Raw genomic sequence first — 23,262 nt, 5'->3', positions numbered from 1 at the left:
GGGACATCGGCAACTTTTGGACTGGGTCTAATTCCGGTTCAGTTCGAACCAGACCACCTTTCCGGTGCTGAGCCGGGTCGCTCCCCACCGACGGGCCAGTTTGTTGACCAGGTAGAGCCCGCGACCGCCCTCGTCCGTGGCCCGCGCCTGCCGCAGCCTGGGCAGCTGGGGCACGTCGTCGCCGACCTCGCAGCGCAGCACATCGGTCCGCAGCAGCCGTAGCGTGACCGGCCGCGAGGCGTACCGCACGGCGTTCGTCACCACCTCGCTGACCAGCAGCTCCACCGAGTCACTCATGTCCTCCATGCCCCAGCGGGCCAGCGCCCGCCGGGCCAGCCGACGGGCCTGGCCGGGCGCCGAGTCCTCCGGATCGAGGAACCAGTACGCCACGTCGCTCGGCGCGATCCCGTCGAAGCGGGCGGCGAGCAGCGCGATGTCGTCGTCCCGGTCGCCCGGGCCGAGCATGTCGAGCACCTCGTCGCACAGGGCTTCCAGGGGCGGCGGATGGTCCGGTCCGGTGAGCTGCGCGACCGCGGCCAGCTTCTCGCGCAGCTGCTCTATCCCGGTCCACACGTCCCGCAGCCGCGACTCGACCAGCCCGTCCGTGTAGAGGAGCAGAGTCGCTCCGGCGGGCGCGTCCAGTTCCACGGCCTCGAAGTCGACCCCGCCGACACCGATCGGGGCGCCGGGCGGCACCCGCAGGACCTCGGCCCGGCCGCCCAGGTGCAGCAGCACGGGCGGGGGATGGCCCGCGTTGGCGATGGTGATGCGGTGCGAGACCGGGTCGTAGACCGCGTAGAGGCAGGTCGCCATGCGGTCGGTGCCCAGGCGCTGGGCCTGTTCGTCGAGGTGGTGCAGGACCTCCTGCGGGGGCAGGTCGAGACCCGCCAACGTCTGTGCGGTGGTGCGGAGTTGGCCCATGATCGCGGCCGAGGTCATGGAGTGGCCCATGACGTCGCCGACGACCAGGGCGACCCGGCTGCCGGGCAGCGGGATCGCGTCGTACCAGTCGCCGCCGACCCGGGCCGTCTCGGCGGCCGGGAGATAGCGGGAGGCCAGCCGCACGCCGGTGGGGCGCGGGAGGGTCTCGGGGAGCATGGTGCGCTGCAGCTCGTCGGCGATGTACGCCTCACGGCCGTAGAGCACCGCCTTGTCGATGCCCAGGGCGCTGTGCGTGGCGAGTTGGGCGGCGACCAGGAGGTCGTCGGCCTCGAACGCCATGCGCTCGGGGCGGCGCAGGAAGAGCGCGGCACCGATCACCCGGCGTCGGCCGCGCAGCGGCGCGAGGATCGCCCGCTGGCCGGCCGGGACGATCAACTCGCCGCCCTCGCCGAGCAGTTCGGGCAGCGCGGCGCGGGCGGCCGGGGAGTCGGCGAAGACGGGACGTACGCCCCGCAGCACCTCGTTCAGCGCGCCGCCGGGCCTGACCTCGCACAACTCGGCGGTGACCGCCGACAGTTCGGACGGCTGCTCGGGCTGGAGCGCGGGCATGAAGCCGTTCTCCGTGTCCCGCTCCTCCGGGATCCGGTCGGTGCGGCGCAGCCGCAGCACGACGGGACCCGTGGGCCGCTCGTCACCCACCGGCAGGGGGTCGCGCAGATAGACCAGAATCGCGTCCGAGAAGGTCGGCACGGTCGCCCGGCACAGCCCCATCACGATCTCGTCCAGGTCGATGCCGCGGGCGATCCGCCGGGTCGCGGCGCCCACGAAGCGCAGCCGGTCCCCGTCCCGCCGCATCGGCATGGGACCGCCCGGGGGCAGCCCCTGTCCCGTACGGCGCTCCTTGGCGGCGGCGTCGGGGACCTCGCCGACCCCCGGCTGGGCCGGGATTCCCTCGGGCGCGGGACGCGGGCGGTGGGCGTCGGGTTCGGCGGCCGAGGGCTGGGAGTGCTCGGAGCCGCCTGCGGTGTCGGGCTTCACAGGGGTACCTGCCGGGTCCTTCCCCTTGGCGCGGGACGTGCTCGTACCCGGCGCCGAGGACGGCTCACCGGTGCGTGCCTGAGCCGGTAAGGCCGGGGCACCGGACGGCCTGGGCGGCGGCGTCGAGGTACGCAGAAGCGCCCCACGGGGGTCCGTGGGGTCGGCGCCCTGTGGGCGCTCGAAGGAGGTGGGGTGCTCCGTCACGCGTGTCGAATCCGTCCGTCCGGGACCGCACGCCATGCGTACGGTTCGTCCCGCCGAAATGCCGATACCCGGAATACGTGTCCCAGGAACGGAATTCCCGCGTGGTCAGAGGCTGTTCCTGTGCCACCGGTGTTGCCCTTGTACCCCTCGCTCACGTCCTGCCGCCCCTCGGTGACATCTGGTCAGTCCCGGTGCATGCGCCGGGAGTTGTCGCGGTGCCCTTGCGGAGGACGATCCTACGGTTGCGCACCGGGGGCGCATCAAGGGTCTCATGTGGACATGTGCGCGGGGGTGCGGTCCCAGTCCTCCGGAAGTGAAGGTACAGCCCAGGACGGATCCGGGCGCCAGTGCTGCCAGCCGTCCGCGAACGGCGAACCCCACGCACGGATCACTTCCACCGCCGACCAGCCCGCTTTCCGTACCCGCTCGGCGAGTTGAGGATCCATCAGCCCGTCCCGCTGGGCCTGCGCGAACTCGTCCTCGTCACGCCACTGCCAACTCCGGTCCGGCTCCACGGTGATGTCCAGGAAGTGGTCCTCGGAGTCGACCCCGCCGGCCCAACGGGCCAGCGGTTCCTCAAGGTTCACGTACCAGTTCTTGAACCGCCATCCCGGCTCCCAGAACAGCCACACCGACCACGGCTCACCCGGCCGCGCCAGCTTCAGCACGCCCGTACCGAACCAGCGGTCCAACTGCACCGTGCGCGCCTTGGTGTACCGGGTCTCCAGTGGCTCCCCGTGCACGGACGTGCCGTCCGCGAGCACCGGCTTCACACACTCGGTGCCGGGCGCCATCCAGACCGCGAGCAGCTCCTCGTCGTCGCGGACGACCGTGACGGGGCGGGCGATGTGGAAGCGCGGTCCGGCGTTCTCCCGATAACGCCACAGGATCTGACTCCCGGGCGCCCAGAAGGCCGTAGACGTACCCGCTTCCACCGCTCTCACCGCTCCACCGTCTGCCATGAAGAGATATTAGGTGCCCCGGGCATACGACGCTGCGGCGCGCGTCACGGTTCACGCCATGGCGACAATTGGTTACGGACGCGTCATCCGCAGGACATCGAGGGCCTCGTCGAGCTGCGCGACGGTCAGGTCGCCGCGCTCCACATAGCCGTTCTCCAGCACGACTTGGCGGATCGTCTTCCGCTCCGCCAGTGCCTTCTTGGCCACCTTGGCGGCCTCCTCGTACCCGATGTACTTGTTCAGCGGGGTGACGACGGACGGCGACGACTCGGCGTACTCCCGCGCGCGCTCCCGGTGCGCGACGATCCCGTCCACGGTCCGGTCGGCGAGCAGCCGCGACACATTGGCGAGCAGCCGAATGGATTCGAGGACGTTCTTGGCGATCACCGGCAGCATCACATTGAGCTCGAAGTTGCCTGCGGCCCCGGCGGTGGCGACGGTCGCGTCATTGCCGACGACCTGCGCGGCGACCATCAGCACGGCCTCCGGGATCACCGGGTTGACCTTGCCGGGCATGATCGAGGACCCCGGCTGCAGATCCGGCAGCGAGATCTCGGACAGCCCGGTGCGCGGCCCGGACGCCATCCACCGCAGATCGTTGGCGATCTTCGTCAGTCCTACGGCGATGGTCCGCAACTGCCCGCTGGTCTCGACGATCCCGTCCCGGGCACCCTGCGCCTCGAAGTGGTCCCGCGCCTCGGTCAGCGGCAGCCCGGTGACCAGGGCGACCTCCGCGATCACGGCGGCGGAGAAACCGGGCGGGGTGTTGATCCCGGTGCCCACCGCGGTACCGCCGAGCGGCAGCTCGGCCAGCCGGGGCAGCGAGGCCTGCAACCGCTCGACGCCGTACCGCACTTGGGCCGCGTACCCGCCGAACTCCTGCCCCAGCGTCACCGGCGTCGCGTCCATCAGGTGGGTCCGCCCCGACTTCACCACATCGGCGAACTCGACGGACTTGCGCGACAGCGCGCCCGAGAGATGCTCCAGGGCCGGGATCAGATCGTGGATCACGGCACCGGTGGCCGCGATGTGGATGGAGGACGGGAAGACGTCGTTGGACGACTGCGAGGCGTTGACGTGGTCGTTCGGATGCACATCGCGCCCGAGCCGCTCGGTCGCCAGGGTCGCGATCACCTCGTTGGTGTTCATGTTCGACGAGGTGCCGGACCCCGTCTGGAACACGTCGATCGGGAAGTGCTCGTCCCAGGCCCCGCCGGCCACCTCACCGGCCGCCTCCTGGATCGCCTCCGCGATGTCCTTGTCCAGCACGCCCAGTTCGGCGTTCACCTTGGCGGCGGCACCCTTGATCCGGGCCAGCGCCTCGATGTGGGCGCGCTCGATGCGCTGCCCCGAGATCGGGAAGTTCTCCACCGCCCGCTGGGTCTGGGCGCGCCACTTCGCGTCGACCGGGACTCGCACCTCCCCCATCGAATCGTGCTCGATACGGAACGCGCCCTCTGCCTGACCGTCGGCCATCGCCGATCACCTCCTGTGGGGGACAGCATCGCGGACGTCATCCGTGTTCCCACCGCAGGCGACGGAAACGGAGTGTTCCGGGTCAGTGGTCCGGGGCCGTGCAGACGGGCTTTCCGGCCACCTCGGCGCACGCCTGCGCCCCGCGCGGGTCGGCGGCGGCCAGCATCGGGCTGCTGTAGCCGTCCGAGCGGTCACCCGGGTACTCGGCGGACAGTTCGTCCCGGCCCGACCTGATCGAGATCTCCCGCGCGCCGCCGACCCGGGTGCGCAGCTCGGACCAGACGGTCGCGCAGGACGGCGAGTAGCGGAGCCGTACGACCTGGGCGGCCCGCGCGACGACGCTCTCCGTACGGGCGTTCCGGGCGCACGTCCCGGAGGAGGGCAGTTCCCCCTGACAGCCACCGGCACGGCAGGAGGCCGCGGCCTGCCGCGCCGCCCCGGCATCGCGGTCGAGGACGTCGGCGGCACCGGCGGTGACCGCGACCGTGGCGGCCATCGCGGCGAGGGCGACGAGGGCGCGGGCGGGGATGCGCAGCCGGCGGGGGCGTACGGGCGGGACCGGGAGCTGCGGAGGAGGGGTGGGCCTGGGCTGCTCCTGAACCGCCGTGTCCCACAGGGAGAGCAGCGGGCCGGGGTCGGTGTGTGCGAGCCGGGCGAGCGCCTCGACCGCGGCCCGGGGCGGGAACTGGTCGCCGTGCAGATAGCGGTGCCAGGTCGACTTGCTGTACGGGGTGACGGCGGCCAGCGCGGCCAGGCTCAGACCGGTCCGCTGCTTGAGGAGGCGGAGCCGTTCCGTCAGGAGGCGCTGTCTCTCGACCGTCGAGTGGCTTTCCATCCTGCTCCCTGCTGCCTCGCCGTACCGGGGTGACCGCCGTGATCTGTTCCCGGGGGCGGTGCGGGGCCACACCCGGATCGCCGGAATATGAAGGGGTGTTGACCTGACACCACCCGACGGGACGTACTGCGCTGTCCCGCCGGGTGGTGCCGCTGCTCAGCCGGGTGTCAGCACCAGCGGACGGCGCTGTGGTTGCGGACGTAGTGGGCGGAGACGTAGCCCTCGTGGTGCGGGAGCTTGTACCAGCGGTGGTTGCCGAAGACGCCGGAGCCGTGCGTCTTGCAGACGATGGGCAGGACCCGCCCGACGGGGCGCGTGCCGACGATGAGGTAGCCGGTGCCGGGGCCGGAACGGACGTTCAGACGGGTGTAGTGGCGGGTCGTGACGGTGCCCCAGGTGTGGGCGGCGATGTGGTGCCGGGTGGGGTGCGCCGAGTGGCCGGCCGGGGCGGCGACGGCTGCTGCGGGGAAGAGGGCGACGGCTGCGAGTGCGGCCACGAGACCGTTGCGCAGAGTGCGTCGGATCATGGGGGGTTCCTCCGAGTCGACCGGGGACCACGGGCTGTGATCCAGTCAGCACGGAGCGTTTCCGGCAAAGCGGGCAGAGATGCCGTCCCGCTTGTTCCTGGGATGAATTGGGACGGGGCGGGATCCCGAGCGTCCCGGGACACGACTCAGCCGTTCGGCTTCTGAGCCCGGGCCGGCACCAACCAGCCCGTCCGGCGTTCGAGGACGAGGCCGTCCAGGCCGACCGGGGGTCCAGGGGGCGGAGCCCCCTGTCACCCCGGACGCACTACACCAGTCCGGGCCCCCGCACCGGGATGTGGGTGAACGTCGGCTCCGGCGCCGGGTTCTGGAAGAAGTCGTTGCCCTTGTCGTCGACGACGACGAACGCCGGGAAGTCCTCGACCTCGATCTTCCAGACCGCCTCCATGCCGAGCTCCTCGTACTCGACGACCTCGACCTTCTTGATGCAGTCCTGGGCGAGCCGGGCCGCCGGGCCACCGATGGAGCCGAGGTAGAAACCGCCGTGCGCGTCGCACGCGTCGGTGACCTGTTTGCTGCGGTTGCCCTTGGCGAGCATCACCTTGGAGCCGCCCGCCGCCTGGAACTGCTCGACGTAGGAGTCCATGCGACCGGCCGTCGTAGGACCGAAGGAACCGGACGCGTAGCCCTCGGGGGTCTTCGCCGGGCCCGCGTAGTACACCGGGTGGTCCTTCAGGTACTGCGGCATCTCCTCGCCCGCGTCCAGCCGCTCCTTGATCTTGGCGTGCGCGATGTCGCGGGCCACGACCAGCGGGCCGGAGAGCGAGAGCCGGGTCTTGACCGGGTACTTGGTCAGCTCGGCGAGGATGTCGTCCATGGGCTGGTTGAGGTCGATGCGGACGACGTCCTCCCCGGCCGAGTCGAGGTGCTCGTCGGTCGTCTCCGGCAGGAACCGCGCCGGGTCGGTCTCCAGCTGCTCCAGGAAGACGCCCTCGGGGGTGATCTTCGCGACGGCCTGGCGGTCGGCCGAGCAGGAGACGGCGATGGCGACCGGGCAGGACGCGCCGTGCCGGGGCAGCCGCACCACGCGCACGTCGTGGCAGAAGTACTTGCCGCCGAACTGCGCCCCGATCCCGATCTTCTGCGTCAGCTCGAAGACCTTCTGCTCCAGGTCCTTGTCCCGGAAGCCGTGGCCCAGCTCCGAGCCCTCGGCCGGGATCTCGTCCAGGTAGTGCGCGGAGGCGTACTTCGCGGTCTTCAGCGCGTACTCGGCGCTCGTACCGCCGACCACGATCGCCAGGTGGTACGGCGGGCAGGCCGCCGTACCCAGCGAACGGATCTTCTCCTCCAGGAACTTCATCATGGAGCCCTCGTTGAGGACCGCCTTCGTCTCCTGGTAGAGGAAGCTCTTGTTGGCCGAGCCGCCGCCCTTCGCCATGAACAGGAACTTGTAGGCGCCGCCGTCGGTCGCGTACAGCTCCACCTGCGCGGGCAGGTTCGACCCGGTGTTCTTCTCGTCCCACATGGTCAGCGGGGCCATCTGCGAGTACCGCAGGTTGAGGTTGAGGTACGCGTCGTAGATGCCGCGGGACAGGGCCTTCTCGTCCTCACCTTCGGTGAGGACGTTCTGTCCGCGCTTGCCCATGACGATCGCCGTACCGGTGTCCTGGCACATGGGCAGCACACCGGCCGCCGCGATGTTCGCGTTCTTCAGGAGGTCCAGCGCCACGAACTTGTCGTTGTTCGACGCCTCGGGGTCGTCGATGATCCGGCGCAGCTGAGCGAGGTGGGCCGGCCGCAGATAGTGCTGGATGTCGTGGATCGCCTCGGCCGCGAGCTTGCGCAGCGCCTCCGGCTCGACCTTGAGGAACGTCCGCCCGTCGGCCTCGAAGGTGGAGACACCCTCGGAGGTCACCAGCCGGTACGGGGTGGTGTCCTCTCCCATGGGGAGCAGATCGGTGTACGCGAACTCAGGCATGTCGCCCATTCCTCACTCGACAGACTGTGTCTTTGGCTCGGTTCGCCTCCGGGGTGCCAAAGCCTGTGTCGGGACCCCGACCGTGCTCGACCCTTCGGGCCTCCGCGCGCTCGGACTCTCGACACAGGCGCGCCCGTTCGGCCCACTCGCCGGCAGCCAGCCTCCATTGGCGGGCGTCCACCAGCGTAGAACCTGCCGCTGACAGCGGGCTTGTGAGGTAAGGCTCAGTTCGCCAGGAGGTGCGCCACGCCAACGTTGTCCACACCCCTAGTCGCGATCTATCGCGTTTCGGTACTCTGCTGTCGTGGACCTTCAGAAGCAGCCCGCATCCGCGCCCACGGCCCCGCAGTCCGCGCCCGCCGCGTCCGCGCTGCGCGCCTCGGACGCCGACCGTGACCGCATCGCCGACATCCTGCGTGACGCCCTGGCCGAGGGGCGGCTGAGCGCCGACGAGCACGCCGAGCGGGTCGAGGGGGTGCTGAGCGCCAAGACGGTCGGTGAGCTGGAGGTCTTCATCCAGGATCTGCCGGCCGCCCATGGACACCGGGCGACGGCCGCCTCGTACAGCCCCGCGCCGAACCGTCCGACGGAGGGCGCGATCCCCGCCGAGGCCGACGAGAACGTGGTGGCGGTCTTCAGCTCCGCCATGCGCAAGGGCCGCTGGCGCGCCGGCCGCCGCATGCACGCGTACGCCGTGTTCGGCAGTGTCGAGATCGACCTCAGCGAGGCGATCTTCGAGTACCAGCAGGTCGTCATCAAGGCGATCTCGGTGTTCGGCAACGTCGAGATCCGCGTCCCGGAGAACGTGTCGCTGCGCGGCACCGGCGGCGGAGTCCTCGGCAACTTCGAGGTGGACACGCTGGACTCACTGGAGCCGGACGCGCCCGTGATCTACGTCGACGGGTGGGCCGTACTCGGAAACATCGAGGCAAAACCCAAGCGCGGCAAGCTCGTTGCGGACATTCTCGATCGGGTTCAGCGCAAGGTCGACAAGGGTTTGCGCAAACACCTGGACCGTTGACGGTTGTGAATCGGGACACATGTGGAGCTGATCGGTCCATGCCGGTCCGCCCCTGACATCGCGCACAAGCACACGGAAACCAGCGGTTCGGAACTCAGTGCATAGGCGCGCGCACAGCGGGTAGGCCTTGCTGCATCGTCTCTCGCTCGCGAAGCCGTCGTCAGGAGTAGACCGTGCTGCAACCGCCGCATTCGTCCCTGCAGGTAGCTGCTGTTCCGGCCCAGCGGGTGCCTGCGCGAGACAGGGACCAAGACGCTCCATGGCACACCGAAGCGGTGTGCCGGCGCGACGAGGCCGGCCTGTTCTTCGCACCCTCCAAGGAACCCACCGCCGCCCGGCTCTCCCGCGAGGACGCCGCCAAGCGCGTCTGCGCGCGCTGTCCGGTCATGGTCGAGTGCCGCGAACACGCCCTCCTCCAACCCGAGCCCTACGGAGTCTGGGGTGGCCTCACCGCCGCCGAACGCCGAGTGGTCCTGGCCAGGCGCCGCCGCCGCGACCTGGAGCTCCAGAAGGCGAGGGCGGCGGGCCGAATAGCAGCGGCAGGCTGACCGACGTAGAAGAGGCGCCCCCACCGCACCGGGGGCGCCTCTTTCACGCGGGGCCGGTAAACACGGCCTAGGCGCGCTACTTGGCCCGATCAAAGTCGATCGCGCTGTAAGCCCGCAGCTTGCTCAGCCGGTGCTCCGAGTCGATCCGCCGCACCGTCCCGGACTTCGACCGCATCACGATGGAGTCGGTGGTCGCGGTCTCCGACCGGTACCGCACCCCCCGCAGCAACTCCCCGTCCGTGATCCCGGTCGCGACGAAGAACACGTTCTCGCCGGACACCAGGTCGTCGGTGGTGAGCACCCGGTCCAGATCGTGCCCCGCGTCGAGCGCCCGCTGCCGCTCGGCGTCGTCCTTGGGCCACAACTTGCCCTGGATCACACCACCGAGGCACTTCACGGCACAGGCCGAGATGATGCCCTCGGGCGTGCCGCCGATGCCGAGGAGCAGGTCGACGCCGGTGCCCTCGCGCAGCGCCAGGATCGAGCCCGCGACATCGCCGTCGGAGATCAGCTTGATCCGCGCGCCGGTCTCCCGGATCTCCTTGATGATCCCGTCGTGCCGCGGCCGGTCCAGGACGACGACGGTGACGTCCTCGGGCGTGACCCGCTTGGCCTTGGCGACCCGGCGGACGTTCACCGAGATCGGAGCCTCGATGTCGACGAACTCGGCGGCCTCGGGCCCGGTGACGAGCTTGTCCATGTAGAACACGGCGGACGGGTCGAACATAGAACCCCGGTCCGCGGCGGCCAGCACGGCGATCGCGTTCGGCATGCCCTTCGCGTTGAGGGTGGTCCCGTCGATCGGGTCGACGGCGATGTCGCACTCGGGCCCGGTCCCGTCACCGACGCGCTCGCCGTTGAAGAGCATCGGCGCCTCGTCCTTCTCGCCCTCACCGATGACGACGACGCCGTTCATCGAGACGGTGGAGACGAGGGTCCGCATGGCACGCACGGCGGCACCGTCGGCGCCGTTCTTGTCACCGCGCCCGACCCAGCGGCCCGCGGCCATCGCGGCGGCTTCGGTCACCCGGACGAGTTCCAGGGCGAGGTTGCGGTCGGGGGCCTCGGAGGGGACTTCGAGTTCGGACGGCAGATGATGATGCTCGGTCATCGGAGCGCACCTTTCTGATACGACGACGGCCGGATGAGGGTATGGCCACGACTCTATCGCCAGGCGGACAAAATGAGCAGGGGGCCCCACGGATGAGCGGACCAGGGCACCTGCGACGATAGGGACGTGGCAGGTTCGAACGGCAAGCAGAAGACGGTCCGGGACATGATTCTCTCCCTGGGCCTGATCGGGATCGCGGCGGCGATCGTCTACATCTTCATCCCGCACAGCGACCACGCTCCGGACGTCAAGCGGGTCGACTACCGCGTGGAGCTGCTCACCGCACGCCGCGCGGCGCCGTACCCGGTGGCGGCGCCGGAGGGCCTGTCCAAGAGCTGGAAGGCGACCTCGGTCCGCTACGACGGCGCCGCGTTCGACGCCTGGCACCTCGGGTTCAGTGCCCCCGGCGGTCAGTACGTGCAGATAGAGCAGTCGACTCAGAAGCCGTCCGACTTCGTCGACACCGCCAGCCAGGGTGCCGCCGCGACGAAGACCACCCAGAACATCGACGGCCACACCTGGACCCGCTACACCGGCGGCCGCTATGACGCCCTCGTGCTCGCGGGCAAGGGCTCGACGACGGTGGTGGCGGGCACGGGCTCCTTCGCCCAACTGACCGAGATGGCACAGGCGTTGAAGACGAAGTAGCCCGACAGGTGTTCCCGCGCTACGGCCGGACGTACGGCCGGGTCATGATCTCCATGTTGTGGCCGCTCGGGTCCTCGAAGTAGGCGCCGCGACCGCCGAAGAGGTGGTTCGTCCGGCCGGGCTCCTGGTGGTATGGGTCGGCGTAGTAGGTGACGCCGACCGCCTCCAGACGATCGATCATGGTGTCGAACTGGTCGTCGGGCACGAGGAACGCGTAGTGCTGCGGCTGGATCGGCTCGTCGCGCTTCTCGTAGTAGTCGAGTGTCACGCCGTTGCCCAGGTCGACCGGGACGAACGGCCCGAAGGGCGCGCCGACCTCCAGACCCAGGATCGCGGCGAGGAACTCGGCCGACAGTTGCCGGTCCGTGGCGTAGACGGCGGTGTGGTTCAGCTGGACGGTGGTTGGCACTGGCATGTGTGAGCGGGTCTCCGAGTCTTGGGTCCGACGAGAGCGCCACGTGCGGGCGCCAGGAGGGAAGACAAGGAGGAACGGCGGGGCTCTTGCCCGCCTCGTGCTCACGCCGAGGCCGGGTGCCCCACTCGTGAATGGCCAATGGCCGACCCGGCAGTCACCTGACGGACCCTAGTGCCCCACCGAGCGTCACGGCAACGCCGAATACCGAAGGCCCCGGCACGGACAGGACACTGTCCGTGCCGGGGCCTTCTGCGTGTCGTGCGGATCAGACGGTGGTGACGACCTCGTCGTACGCCAGGCGCGGGGAGCGCGGGAACCAGGCGTCCTCGCCCGGCTTGCCGATGTTGATGACGACGAACGGGGTGTGGTCGTCGTCCAGGAACTCCTTCTGGACACCCGCGAAGTCGAGACCGGTCATCGGTCCGGCGGCGAGGCCGGCGGCGCGGATGCCGATGATGAAGTACGCGGCCTGGAGGGCGGCGTTCAGCGCGGCGTTGCCCTCGCGGACCTCGCGCTCGCCGAAGACGGCGTCCTTGGCCTGCGGGAAGTGCGGGAAGAGGTGCGGGAGTTCCTCGTGGAACTCGTTGTCCGCGGAGAGGATCGCGACCAGCGGGGCGGCGGCGGTCTTCTTCTGGTTGCCCTCGGCGAGGTGCTGCACGAGGCGCTCGCGGGCCTCGGGGGAGCGGACCAGGGTGACGCGCAGCGGCGACTGGTTCATCGAGGTCGGGCCGTACTTGACCAGGTCGTAGATCGCCTGGACCTGCTCGTCGGTCACGGGCTCGTCGGTGAAGGTGTTCGCGGTGCGGGCCTCGCGGAACAGCAGGTCCTGGGCGGCGGAGTCAAGAACGAGAGACATGCGAGAACTTCCTCGGGGGGCCGGAAGCGGATTACCGGACCGCGGTCCGGTTAAGCTGACGAGACCGACCGTACGTGACGGGAGGTTCAATGTTCAACCAAAAACGGAGTATGGTGATCCGCCTCACAGCGAACCACTGTTGCCGCTACCGGCCGCCGCTACTCGGCGCCTTTATCCGGCGTCGCCCTCCACGGCCTCTTCCTCCGCCAGCGCCGCGTCCAGCCGCGCCCGGGCCCCGTCCAGCCAGCGCCGGCACACCTTGGCCAGCTCCTCGCCCCGCTCCCAGAGCGCGAGCGACTCCTCCAGCGTCGTACCGCCCGCCTCCAGCCGCCGTACGACCTCGATCAGCTCGTCGCGCGCCTGCTCGTACCCGAGCGCCTCTGCCGTCCCGGCACCTTCGTCAACCTTGCTGGTCATCCGCCCACCCTATGCATGTGCCGTATCGACTCGAACTGTGAACTCGCCCTCGGAGACCCGCGCCCGCAGCACCTCGTCGGCGGCCACCTCCTCCGGGTCCCGGACGGCGTGCCCGTCGGCCTTCTGCAGCACCGCGTACCCCCGCTTCAGGGTCGCCGCGGGGGAGAGGGCCACCACGCGCGCGTGCGTGTGGGTCAGCTCCGAGTCGGCGCGGTCCAGGAGATGGCCGAGGGTGCGCCGGCCGCGGTCGAGGAGGGCGGCGACATGATCCGCCCGCTCGTCGATCATCCGGTGCGGATCCTCTATCGACGGCCGTGCCAGCGCCTGCGCCAGCCCGCGCTCCTCCCGGTCGACGAACGCCACCACACACCGCCGCGCCCGGTCGCGCAGCTGCCGTACGCGCTCGTACTCCTCGCCGACGTCCGGTACGACCTTCTTCGCCGCGTCGGTGGGGGTGGAGGCGCGCAGGTCGGCCACGTAGTCCAGGAGCGGGTTGTCGGGCTCGTGCCCGATCGCGGACACCACGGGCGTACGGCACTCCGACACGGCCCGTACGAGCTGCTCGTCGGAGAACGGCAGCAGGTCCTCCACGCTGCCGCCGCCCCGCGCCACGATGATCACGTCCACGCCGTCGAGCGCGTCCAGCTCCTTGACGGCCTGCACCACCTGAGGCACGGCGTGCACGCCCTGCACGGGCACGTTGCGCACCTCGAAGCGGACGGCGGGCCAGCGGTGCCGCGCGTTCTCCAGCACATCCCGCTCGGCCGCCGAGGCCCGCCCGCAGACCAGCCCGATCAGCTGCGGCAGAAAGGGCAGCGGCTTCTTCCGGTCGGCCGCGAACAGCCCCTCCGCTGCGAGGGACTTCTTCAACTGCTCCAGCCGCGCGAGGAGTTCACCCACCCCCACCGGCCTTATCTCCGTGGCCCGCAACGACAACTGCCCGCGCGGGGCGTACCACTCCGGCTTCGCGAGTACGACCACCCGCGCACCCTCGCTGACGACATCGGCGATCTCGTCGAACACCTGCCGGAAGCAGGTCACGCTCACCGAGATGTCGTACGACGGGTCGCGCAGCGTCAGGAACACGACACCGGCACCCGGGCGCCGCGACAGCTGGGTGATCTGCCCCTCGACCCACACCGCGCCGAGCCGGTCGATCCACCCGCCGATCAGCCGGGAGACCTCACCGACGGGGAGCGGGGCGTCCGGAGCCGTGTTGAGAGCCATGCGCCCGAGAGTAACGGCCGCGTCTGACAACGCGGTCGAGGTGAGGAGCGTGCGACCGTCAACCGGTCTCCGTGTCGGCCTTGTTCCGGTTGCCCTGCACCGCGAGCACCGCCAGCCCCGCCGCCAACCAGATCGCGCCCACCACCTGTGCCGTACCGGACGCCTCCACGATCACCGCGACGGTGATCGCCGCCCCCAGCACCGGCACCAGGATGTGCCGCCACCACACCACAGGCCCGCCCCGGCGCCGTACCGCGAACCAGCCCACCACGCTCGCGTGCAGCAGTGTGAAGGCGGTCAGCGCGCCGATGTCGACGACCGACACCAGGTGGTCGAGACCGTCGTCCCGGCGGGCCGCCCAGACCGCCGCGATCAGGGTGATGAGGGCCGCCGACAGGAGCGCGACCCGCGGTACGCCGTCGTCGGTCTGCGACAGGGCGCGGGGCAGCCGTCGGTCGCGGGCCATCGCGAACACCAGGCGCCCCGCCGCGGCCTGCCCGACGAGCGCCGCGAAGGCCGCGCCGATCGCCTTGCTGACGGCCACCAGATTGTGCAGCCAGCCGCCCACCGACACGTCGACCGCGTCGTAGAACGCCGACCCCTGCTTTCCGGCGTCGGTGGCGAGCTGTGCGGAGGTCGTCGGCTCCAGGAGGGCGACCAGGTACGTCTGGGCGATGAAGAGGACACCGGCCAGCGCGAGGCAGAACAGCAGTGCCCTGGCGACCTTCTCGGAGCCGCCGGTGACCTCCTCCGCGAAGGTGGCGACCGCGTCGAAGCCCAGGTAGGAGAGCACGGCGACGGAGACCGCGCCGATCACCGCCGACAGCGCGAACGCCCCCTGGGTGCCGTCCCCGGAGAGTGGTGACAGCCAGCCCCGTTCGGCGCCGTCGCGCGCGAGGACGACGATCGCCGACACGACGAAGACGGCGAGTACGACGATCTCCATCGCGAGGACCAGGAAGCCCACGCGCGCGGCGGCCCGCACGCCCCAGAGGTTGAGGCAGGTCGTGAGGACGACCGCCAGCGCGGTCCACACCCACCGGGAGACGTCCGGGACGAGCGCGTTCATGGCGATCCCGGAGAAGAGATAGGCGACGGCGGGGATCAGGACGTAGTCCAGCATCGCCATCCAGCCGGCGATGAACCCGGCCTCCCTGCCGAGCCCCACGCGCGCGTAGGCGAACACCGAGCCCGCCTGGGGGACGACCCGCACCATCTGCGCGTAGCTGAAAGCGGTGAACGCCATCGCGACGGTTGCCACGATGTAGACGAGCGCGACCGCGCCGTGCGACTTGGCGTCCAGGGTGCCGAACACGCCGACCGGCGCCATCGGGGCGATGAACAGGAGCCCGTAGACGACGAGATCGCGGAAACCGAGGCTGCGCCGCAGCTGAGGTCCCTCGCCGGCAGTGGTCGTCGTATCCCTGTCCGTGTCGGCCATCTCGCGTCTCCCGTACGTAGTGTCCGGCCCCACCACTCCCACTCCACCGCCAGTCTCTCCACCGGCGCGATCTTTGACCCGTCGAGCGCGGCCTTACGATGGGACGCATGACTGCTTCGTCTGGCCGCCGTGTCCTGCTCGCCGCCCCCCGGGGCTACTGCGCGGGTGTGGACCGCGCCGTGATCGCCGTCGAGAAAGCCCTTGAGCAGTACGGGGCTCCGATCTACGTCCGGCACGAGATCGTGCACAACAAGTACGTCGTCCAGACCCTGGAGAAGAAGGGCGCCGTCTTCGTCGAGCGGACCGAGGAGGTCCCCGAGGGGAACATCGTGATGTTCTCCGCACACGGCGTCGCGCCCGTCGTCCACGACGAGGCCAAGCGGGGCAATCTCGCCACCATCGACGCGACCTGCCCCCTGGTGACCAAGGTCCACAAGGAAGCCGTCCGGTTCGCCAACGACGACTTCGACATCCTCCTCATCGGGCACGAGGGCCACGAGGAGGTCATCGGCACCTCCGGGGAGGCCCCCGACCACATCACCCTGGTCGACGGCCCGTCCGACGTCGCCAAGGTCGAGGTGCGCGACCCGTCCCGGGTGGTCTGGCTTTCCCAGACGACCCTCTCCGTGGACGAGACCATGGAGACGGTGGACGCCCTGAAGGAGAAGTTCCCGCAGCTCATCTCCCCGCCCAGCGACGACATCTGCTACGCCACGCAGAACCGTCAGCTCGCCGTGAAGCAGATGGGCGAGGAGGCCGACCTGGTGATCGTGGTCGGCTCGAAGAACTCCTCCAACTCGGTACGGCTCGTCGAGGTCGCCAAGCTGGCGGGCGCCAGCGCCGCGTATCTCGTGGACTTCGCCGACGAGATCGAGGAGGCCTGGCTGGAGGGCGTGACCACGGTCGGCGTCACTTCCGGGGCCTCCGTACCGGAGATCCTGGTGGAGCAGGTCCTGGAGTGGCTGTCCGGGCGCGGTTACGAGGACGTCGAGCTGGTCAAGGCGGCCGAGGAGTCCATCACGTTCTCGCTGCCCAAGGAACTCCGCCGTGACCTGCGCGAAGAGGCGGCGGCACTGGTCGCCGAGCGCACCGGTACGGCCCGTACGAACCCCTCGGGGCAGTGACTGTCAGTCGTTCGTCGTAGCGTGGATCCATGCAGATCTTCGGCGTGGACATCGGTGGATCCGGGATCAAGGGCGCCCCTGTGGACCTGGACAAGGGCGATTTGACCCAAGAGCGGTGCAAGGTGTTGACCCCGCATCCGGCGACGCCGGACGGGGTGGCCGACGGCGTGAAGGAAGTCGTCGACCACTTCGGCTGGACGGGACCGGTCGGGCTCACGTTTCCGGGCGTGGTCACCGGCGGTGCCACGATACGTACGGCGGCGAACGTCGACAAGAGCTGGATCGACACGGACGCGGGCGCGCTGTTCAGCGACAGACTCGGCGGCCTCCCCGTGACCGTCGTCAACGACGCGGACGCGGCGGGTGTCGCCGAGATGCACTTCGGCGCCGGCCAGGGCCGTAAGGGCACGGTGATCCTGCTGACCTTCGGCACGGGCATCGGCAGCGCCCTCTTCGTCAACGGCGTCCTGGTGCCGAACACAGAGCTGGGCCACCTCGAACTGAGCGGCCACGACGCCGAGAAGAAGGCGTCCAGCAAGGCCAAGGAGGACGGCGAGCTGACCTGGGAGCACTGGGCCCACCGCGTCCAGAAGTACCTCGCCCATGTCGAGATGCTGTTCTCGCCCGAACTCTTCATCATCGGCGGCGGAGTCAGCCGCAAGGCCGACAAGTTCCTGCACTTCATCGAGGACATCAAGGCCGAGATCGTCCCGGCGCAGCTGCAGAACAACGCGGGGATCGTGGGGGCGGCGATGCATGCGGCGGGGGACGACTAGCCCCCCGTCAGCCGCCCCGAATCACCCGCGTCGGCGGCGGTTCACCAGCTGGATTCTGCGGACCGTCGCGATGAGGCCCGCGACGAGTGTTCCGCCGTAGAGCCAGCCGGCCTGGGTGGCGAGGGCGGTGACCAGGCCCATCAGGCGGTTGCCGAGGCCGCCGCTGCCGTCGGCCACCGGGAACAGGCCGACTGCGAAGGCGATCGGCACGACGACCGGCGCGGTCAGCAGGTCGCCGCGTCGGATCCAGACCGCCGTCAGCACGCACACCGGCAGGAACAGCACGCCGTACACGGTCAGCGACGCCCCGAACAGCAGCTGGTCGAGGAACCCGAGCACGATCATCACGGCCGCGCAGAACAGGCCGCCGCCGAGCCCGGTGAGCCGGGGGTTGGGCAACGGCCGTACGGACTGGGGCGCCGCCGGGCCGGGGCGTCGTACGGCGGCCGGACGGCGCTGCGCGGTACCGCGTGGCTGGGGTCCGGGCCGGGTCGTCCGGGCCGGGCCGCCGTTCGGGCCCCGGCCCGCCTGCGGAGGCAGCGGCGGGGCTCCGCGTCTTGCGCCGGGCTGTGGGGGTCGCGTCCTGTGTTGCTCCACTGGACCAACTTAGGTCGGTTTATGTGCCGAATAGCTCCTCAGACACGCCGATGGGCAGACCTTGGCCACGTGTTCGACGCGGAGCCGGGGCGGGGCGGCTCACGCCGTAGACTGGTTGATCGGCCCCGGGCCCAGTCCCCGTCAGCCCGCAGTCCCCCTCCATCGCTCTCACGCCTCTCACGTACGGGAAGTCGCAACGTGTCGCTCACGATCGGAATCGTCGGTCTGCCGAATGTCGGCAAGTCGACCCTGTTCAACGCCCTGACCAAGAACGACGTGCTGGCGGCCAACTACCCGTTCGCCACGATCGAGCCGAACGTCGGCGTGGTCGGCGTCCCCGACGCCCGCCTGACGAAACTGGCCGAGATCTTCTCCTCCCAGAAGATCCTCCCGGCGACCGTCGACTTCGTCGACATCGCGGGCATCGTCAAGGGCGCCTCCGAGGGCGAGGGCCTGGGCAACAAGTTCCTCGCCAACATCCGTGAGTCCGACGCGATCTGCCAGGTCATCCGCGCCTTCAAGGACGAGAACGTCGTGCACGTCGACGGCAAGGTCTCGCCCAAGGACGACATCGAGACGATCAACACCGAGCTGATCCTCGCCGACCTCCAGACCATCGAGAAGGTCCTGCCGCGCCTCCAGAAGGACTCGCGCATCAAGAAGGACGTCGTCCCGAAGGTCGCGGCGGTCGAGGCGGCGAAGGAGATCCTGGAGAAGGGCGACACCCTCTTCTCCCAGGGCATCGTCCAGGGCTCGGGCAAGGAGGAACTCCTCCACGACTTGCACCTGTTGACGACCAAGCCCTTCCTCTACGTCTTCAACGTCGACGAGGACGAACTGGTCGACGAGGACTTCAAGACCGAGCAGCGCGCCCTGGTCGCCCCCGCCGAGGCGATCTTCCTCAACGCCAAGCTGGAGGCGGACCTCGCCGAGCTGGACGAGGAGGACGCGATGGAACTCCTGGAGTCGGTCGGCGCGGAGGAGCCCGGCCTCGCCACCCTCGCCCGCGTCGGCTTCGACACCCTCGGCCTGCAGACGTACCTCACCGCCGGCCCCAAGGAATCCCGAGCCTGGACCATCAAGAAGGGCGCCACCGCCCCCGAGGCCGCCGGAGTCATCCACACCGACTTCCAGAAGGGCTTCATCAAGGCGGAGGTCATCTCCTTCACCGACCTGGTCGAGATGGGGTCGGTCGCGGAGGCCCGCGCCAAGGGGAAGGCGCGGATGGAGGGCAAGGAGTATGTGATGCACGACGGGGATGTGGTGGAGTTCCGGTTCAACGTCTGAGCGAGTGACCTGGCTACTTCGAAACCGCTGCTTCCTCCGCACGGTCGATCGCCCCTCCTCCCCACTAACGTCTATGTTAGTAACATCGTCGTTAGTTTCATGGGTGGAGGTCGGCGGACATGGTGGACTTCGTAGGCCGTCGCCAGGAGCTGGCGACGCTGGAGCGAGAGCTGCAGAAGGTGGCGGCCGGGGTTGGCAGGGAGCGGCCCGGTCGGTGTGTGATGTTGCGCGGGCGGCGCCGAGTGGGCAAGTCGCGACTGGTCGAGCGGTTTGCGGAGCACTCCGGAGCCCCGTTCCTGTTCTACGCGGCGACCGGTGCGTCCCCCTTGGACGATCTGGCGCGGCTGGCCCGGGACGCACAGGCATCGACGCTGCCGTTGGCGGGGCTGGTGGCCGCCGCGCGGCCGGGAAGTTGGGATGCCGCGTTCGACGTGCTGGCTGCGGCGCTGCCCGCTGACCGGGAGAGCGTGCTGGTCATCGATGAAGTGCCGTACCTGATGGATACCGATGGCGCATTTGAGGGGGTGCTGCAGCGGGCCTGGGATCGGGTGCTGGAAACCAAGCCGGTGCTTCTCGTCCTCATCGGCTCCGATCTGTCGATGATGGAGGCACTGAACAGCTACGGGCGACCCTTCCACCAGCGCGGCCGGGAGATGGTGCTGGGACCACTCAACCCCGCCGAGGTGGGACAGATGCTTGGGCTGGATCCGGCGGAGGCTTTCGACGCTGCCCTGATCACCGGCGGACTGCCGCTGATCTGCGCCGAGTGGCCGCGCGGCGCAGGGCTGTGGGACTTCCTCGGCGAGGCGTTGAGCGATCCGGTCTCGGCCCTGCTCGTGTCGGCCGAGCGCTCGCTGGCTGCCGAATTCCCCCCGCAGGCTCAGGCGCGTACGGTGCTGGCTGCTATCGGTAGTGGCGAACGGACCTTTACCAACATCGCCCGCGCAGCCGGCGGGATCGGGGCCACGCCACTGCAGCGGGCTCTGGAACTGCTGACGGACAAACGGATCGTCGCCGGGGAGCTGCCTGTCTCGCTGCGTCCGTCGAAGGACCGCCGCTACCGGGTGACAGATCCCTACCTGCGGTTTTGGCTGCACTTGCTCGGCCCGTCCATGGAAGAGATCGAGCGGGGGCGAGGCGATCTGACCCTCGCGCGCATCCGGGAGAACTGGACCAGCTGGCGCGGCCGGGCGATCGAGCCGCTCATCCGCGAGGCGCTTGCCCGGATACTGCCCGACGCCCAACTGCCCGCAGCCCCCGCGGTGGGCGGCTACTGGACCCGCACCAACGACGTCGAAATCGACATCGTCGGGGCGGACCGCGCCCCCATTGCCAAGGAGTTTCTTTTCGTAGGCTCCGTCAAGTGGCTGGAGCAGTCGCCCTTCGACCGGCACGACCTGGCCGCCCTCCTTCGACACAGGGCCGCCCTCACCGACGAACCTGTTCCCGTCGTGGCGGTCTCGCGCAGCGGAGTCGACTGTCCGGGGCTCGACGCCGCCTACGGCCCCGGCAACTTGCTGACAGCCTGGCCGCTCTGAGTGGCGAGCAGCAGGCGAGGCAATTCCATGCCCCACCGCATCGGTCTGTGACATCGCGCTCCGGGCGGTCGCCGGACGGCCACGAGGCGCCGGGGATCCCGCGATTCCCCCGCGCCCCCTGGCCGTACGGCTTCAGAACCCCCGCCGCACCCCGCCGTCCACCGACACCATCACCCCGGTGACGTACGAAGCCGCCGGCGACAGCACGAACGCCCCCACGCGCCCGAACTCCTCCGGCGCCCCATACCGTCGTAGCGGAATCGCGGCCTCGTTGGCGGCCCGTTTGCTCTCCGGGTCAGGTGCCAGGCCGTCGAGGTCGCGCATGCGGTCCGTGCCGATGCGGCCGGGGAGGAGGCCGAAGACGCGGATTCCGCGGGGGCCCAGTTCGTCCGCGAGGGACTTGGCGAAACCGGCGAGTCCGGGGCGCAGGCCGTTGGAGATGGCCATGCCGGGGGTCGGTTCGTGTGCCGTGATGGACAGGACGAGGCCGATCGCGCCGCCGTCCCGCAGTTCCGCGGCGGCTGCGCGGGCGAGGCGGACCGCGCCCAGGAACACCGACTCGAAGGCCTCCTGCCACTGTTCGTCGGTGTTGTCCGCGACATTGCCCGCGGGCGGGCCGCCGACGCTGACGAGGAGGCCGTCGAACGCGCCGAACAACTCCCGCGCGGTGGCGACCAGTTGCTGCGGTGCCCGCGGGTCGGCGTTGTCGACGCCGACTCCGGCCGCGTTCGGGCCCAGTTCCGCCGCCGCCTCCGCCGCGCGCTTCTCGTCGCGGCCGGTGACGACCACTTTGGCGCCGTCGGCGACCAGTTCACGGGCGACGGCGTAGCCGAGACCGCGCGTGCCACCGGTGACGACGTACACCCTGTCCTTCAGTCCGAGATCCATGAATCCGGTCCCCTTCTAGCGTCCGAGGGCGGTGGTGATGACGGTGTCCACCTGTGCCGCCAGCTTGATGTCGTCCTGTTCCGTCCAGGCCCACGCGACATGTCCGTCGGGGCGGATCAGCGCGGCGCGTACGTCCTCCCAGGCGTCCCGGGTCCGGTCGGGCGCCCCGCCGTGCACGGTGATCCGCTGCTCGGCGCGGTCGGCGAGCGCGCCGTCGGCGGTGAGGTCGAGCAGGAGGTACGAGTCCGCCCGCAGCGCGCCGAACAGGGTGCTGTCCGTGCCGGGGAGGGCGAGGTCGGGGGTGCGGGTGCCGGTGACCGGATGGGCGGTGGGGTCGGCGCTCGGGTAGGCGACGTCGAGCGCGGTGAGACGGCCGGCCAGTACGTCGCTGAACTCCCTTGATTCCGGGACCATTCGGCTCAGCAGGTCGCGCAGGGCGAGTCCCTCGGGTGTGAAGGCGTGGAACAGGTAGGTCTGTGCGCGGCTGTGCTCCATCAGCTGCTCGCCGACCGGGTGGCGGTCGGTGTGGTAGCTGTCCAGCAGCCCCTCCGAGGCCCAGCCGTCGATCGTCGCGGCCAGCTTCCAGCCGAGGTTGAAGGCGTCCTGGAAACCGACGTTCATGCCGACACCGCCGGTGGGGTAGTGCTGGTGGGCGGCGTCGCCGGCGAGCACGACGCGGCCACGCCGGTAGTGGGTGGCGAGGCGGGTGGCATTGCCGTAGCGGGAGAGCCAGGACGGGTCGTGCATGCCGAAGTCGTCGCCGGCGATGTGGTGGACCTTCTGGCGCAGTTCCTCCAGCGTGAAGTCGCCGGGCCACTCGGTGGTCGCGCTGTCGGGGCTGGTGCCGGCGATGCGCCACCGGTTGTCGGGCAGCGGCACGATCATCAGGCCGCCGCGCTCGGTGAAGCGGTTGAAGCCGGGCGCCGGCGGGTTGTCGAAGAGGACGTCACCGAGCCACCCGAGGTAACGCGAGTCCGTGCCGGGGAAGCCGATCCCGGCCGCCTCGCGCACGGTGCTCCGGGTGCCGTCGCAGCCCGCCAGGTATTCGGTCCGGATCCCGTACGGCCCCTGCGGCCCCTCCACCTGCACGGTCACCGAGTCCGGGTGCTCGGTGAGGCCTGTGACGCGGTGGCCGCGCCGGATACTCGCGCCGAGCCCGAGGGCGTACTCCTCGAAGAGCGCCTCGGTGCGGGCCTGGGGAATGAAGAGGGTGTAGGGGAAGGGGGTGTCGAGGACGGAGAAGTCGAGCCGGTTGGCGAGGTTGGCGAAGTGGCCGGTGGAGATCTTCAGGCTCTCGTCGAGGAAGCGCTGGTGGATCCCGCGCGAGGCCAGTACCTCGATGCCGCGCGGGTGCACGGTGAGCGCCTTGGAGCGCTGGTCGATGTCGGTGCGCATTTCCAGGACGGTGACGGAGATGTTGTTCAGCCGCAGTTCGGCGGCGAGCCAGAGCCCGACGGGTCCGCCTCCGGCGATGACGACCTGCTGTGTTTCCACGGGACCACCCACTT

Annotated in this window: 22 protein-coding genes; 7 read left to right on the top strand and 15 right to left on the bottom strand. The window is 70.0% G+C overall.

Going from position 1 to position 23,262, the window contains the following annotated elements; genetic code table 11:
• Positions 1–27: 27 nt before the first annotated feature.
• From OH768_RS19105 to OH768_RS19080, 6 genes are all read right to left on the bottom strand, one after another.
• Positions 28–2,124 (bottom strand): SpoIIE family protein phosphatase, encoded by a 2,097-nt coding sequence (locus tag OH768_RS19105; protein WP_406455183.1) that lies wholly within the window; start codon positions 2,122–2,124, stop codon positions 28–30.
• Between the two features lie 269 nt (positions 2,125–2,393).
• Positions 2,394–3,086: a DUF402 domain-containing protein gene (locus OH768_RS19100; RefSeq protein WP_406455181.1), complete on the bottom strand. Its 693-nt coding sequence runs from the start codon at positions 3,084–3,086 to the stop codon at positions 2,394–2,396.
• A 72-nt stretch (positions 3,087–3,158) separates the two neighbouring features.
• Entirely contained in the window at positions 3,159–4,562 is a 1,404-nt protein-coding gene (locus OH768_RS19095) for a class II fumarate hydratase (RefSeq protein WP_406455179.1), read from the bottom strand.
• Between the two features lie 82 nt (positions 4,563–4,644).
• Complete coding sequence (locus tag OH768_RS19090) at positions 4,645–5,397, bottom strand: DUF2690 domain-containing protein (protein WP_406455177.1); 753 nt, start codon at positions 5,395–5,397, stop codon at positions 4,645–4,647.
• Between the two features lie 167 nt (positions 5,398–5,564).
• Entirely contained in the window at positions 5,565–5,924 is a 360-nt protein-coding gene (locus OH768_RS19085) for an SH3 domain-containing protein (RefSeq protein WP_406455175.1), read from the bottom strand.
• 265 nt (positions 5,925–6,189) lie between these two features.
• A complete protein-coding gene (locus tag OH768_RS19080) occupies positions 6,190–7,860 on the bottom strand; it encodes a fumarate hydratase (RefSeq protein WP_406455173.1) in 1,671 nt (556 codons plus the stop codon).
• A gap of 304 nt (positions 7,861–8,164) precedes the next feature.
• Between OH768_RS19080 and OH768_RS19075 the strand changes: the two genes are divergently transcribed.
• Complete coding sequence (locus OH768_RS19075) at positions 8,165–8,881, top strand: DUF1707 domain-containing protein (protein ID WP_406455171.1); 717 nt, start codon at positions 8,165–8,167, stop codon at positions 8,879–8,881.
• Between the two features lie 173 nt (positions 8,882–9,054).
• Entirely contained in the window at positions 9,055–9,429 is a 375-nt protein-coding gene (locus tag OH768_RS19070) for a WhiB family transcriptional regulator (protein WP_026150672.1), read from the top strand.
• Between the two features lie 76 nt (positions 9,430–9,505).
• On the opposite strand, the gene glpX is transcribed toward OH768_RS19070, so the two are convergent.
• Entirely contained in the window at positions 9,506–10,540 is a 1,035-nt protein-coding gene (gene glpX / locus OH768_RS19065) for a class II fructose-bisphosphatase (RefSeq protein ID WP_406455169.1), read from the bottom strand.
• A 126-nt stretch (positions 10,541–10,666) separates the two neighbouring features.
• Between glpX and OH768_RS19060 the strand changes: the two genes are divergently transcribed.
• Entirely contained in the window at positions 10,667–11,188 is a 522-nt protein-coding gene (locus OH768_RS19060) for a DUF4245 domain-containing protein (protein WP_406455167.1), read from the top strand.
• 19 nt (positions 11,189–11,207) lie between these two features.
• Here OH768_RS19060 and OH768_RS19055 read toward each other — a convergent pair whose 3' ends face one another.
• The 5 genes from OH768_RS19055 to OH768_RS19035 form a co-directional block, all read right to left on the bottom strand.
• Complete coding sequence (locus OH768_RS19055; protein ID WP_406455165.1) at positions 11,208–11,603, bottom strand: VOC family protein; 396 nt, start codon at positions 11,601–11,603, stop codon at positions 11,208–11,210.
• 265 nt (positions 11,604–11,868) lie between these two features.
• Positions 11,869–12,459 carry a malonic semialdehyde reductase gene (locus tag OH768_RS19050; protein WP_406455163.1) on the bottom strand — a complete coding sequence of 197 codons (591 nt, stop codon included), beginning with the start codon at positions 12,457–12,459 and terminating at the stop codon, positions 11,869–11,871.
• Positions 12,460–12,630: 171 nt separating this feature from the next.
• Entirely contained in the window at positions 12,631–12,876 is a 246-nt protein-coding gene (locus tag OH768_RS19045; protein ID WP_406455161.1) for an exodeoxyribonuclease VII small subunit, read from the bottom strand.
• Positions 12,877–12,885: 9 nt separating this feature from the next.
• Complete coding sequence (gene xseA / locus OH768_RS19040) at positions 12,886–14,103, bottom strand: exodeoxyribonuclease VII large subunit (RefSeq protein WP_406455159.1); 1,218 nt, start codon at positions 14,101–14,103, stop codon at positions 12,886–12,888.
• 58 nt (positions 14,104–14,161) lie between these two features.
• The gene (locus OH768_RS19035; RefSeq protein WP_406455157.1) at positions 14,162–15,544 is read right to left on the bottom strand and encodes an APC family permease; all 1,383 of its coding nucleotides are present in this window, start codon (positions 15,542–15,544) and stop codon (positions 14,162–14,164) included.
• A 98-nt stretch (positions 15,545–15,642) separates the two neighbouring features.
• Between OH768_RS19035 and OH768_RS19030 the strand changes: the two genes are divergently transcribed.
• Together OH768_RS19030 and ppgK are read left to right on the top strand one after the other, a co-directional pair.
• The gene (locus OH768_RS19030) at positions 15,643–16,668 is read left to right on the top strand and encodes a 4-hydroxy-3-methylbut-2-enyl diphosphate reductase (RefSeq protein ID WP_406455156.1); all 1,026 of its coding nucleotides are present in this window, start codon (positions 15,643–15,645) and stop codon (positions 16,666–16,668) included.
• A gap of 29 nt (positions 16,669–16,697) precedes the next feature.
• Complete coding sequence (ppgK, locus tag OH768_RS19025; RefSeq protein ID WP_406455154.1) at positions 16,698–17,444, top strand: polyphosphate--glucose phosphotransferase; 747 nt, start codon at positions 16,698–16,700, stop codon at positions 17,442–17,444.
• A gap of 21 nt (positions 17,445–17,465) precedes the next feature.
• Here the strand turns inward: ppgK and OH768_RS19020 are convergent, their stop codons facing one another.
• Positions 17,466–18,041: a DUF6542 domain-containing protein gene (locus OH768_RS19020; RefSeq protein ID WP_406455152.1), complete on the bottom strand. Its 576-nt coding sequence runs from the start codon at positions 18,039–18,041 to the stop codon at positions 17,466–17,468.
• A gap of 198 nt (positions 18,042–18,239) precedes the next feature.
• Between OH768_RS19020 and ychF the strand changes: the two genes are divergently transcribed.
• Positions 18,240–19,328 carry a redox-regulated ATPase YchF gene (gene ychF, locus OH768_RS19015; RefSeq protein ID WP_406455150.1) on the top strand — a complete coding sequence of 363 codons (1,089 nt, stop codon included), beginning with the start codon at positions 18,240–18,242 and terminating at the stop codon, positions 19,326–19,328.
• Positions 19,329–19,447: 119 nt separating this feature from the next.
• A complete protein-coding gene (locus tag OH768_RS19010; protein ID WP_406455148.1) occupies positions 19,448–20,866 on the top strand; it encodes an ATP-binding protein in 1,419 nt (472 codons plus the stop codon).
• 132 nt (positions 20,867–20,998) lie between these two features.
• Here the strand turns inward: OH768_RS19010 and OH768_RS19005 are convergent, their stop codons facing one another.
• Together OH768_RS19005 and OH768_RS19000 are read right to left on the bottom strand one after the other, a co-directional pair.
• Positions 20,999–21,754 (bottom strand): SDR family oxidoreductase, encoded by a 756-nt coding sequence (locus OH768_RS19005; RefSeq protein WP_406455146.1) that lies wholly within the window; start codon positions 21,752–21,754, stop codon positions 20,999–21,001.
• A 15-nt stretch (positions 21,755–21,769) separates the two neighbouring features.
• The gene (locus tag OH768_RS19000; RefSeq protein ID WP_406455144.1) at positions 21,770–23,248 is read right to left on the bottom strand and encodes an FAD-dependent monooxygenase; all 1,479 of its coding nucleotides are present in this window, start codon (positions 23,246–23,248) and stop codon (positions 21,770–21,772) included.
• Between the last annotated feature and the right edge of the window lie 14 nt (positions 23,249–23,262).

Origin of the sequence: Streptomyces sp. NBC_01622, assembly GCF_045209635.1 — a bacterium.
Classification (GTDB): domain Bacteria; phylum Actinomycetota; class Actinomycetes; order Streptomycetales; family Streptomycetaceae; genus Streptomyces.
The sequence above is the reverse complement of the archived record's forward strand: the minus strand, read 5'-3'. Positions and strand labels throughout refer to the sequence as shown.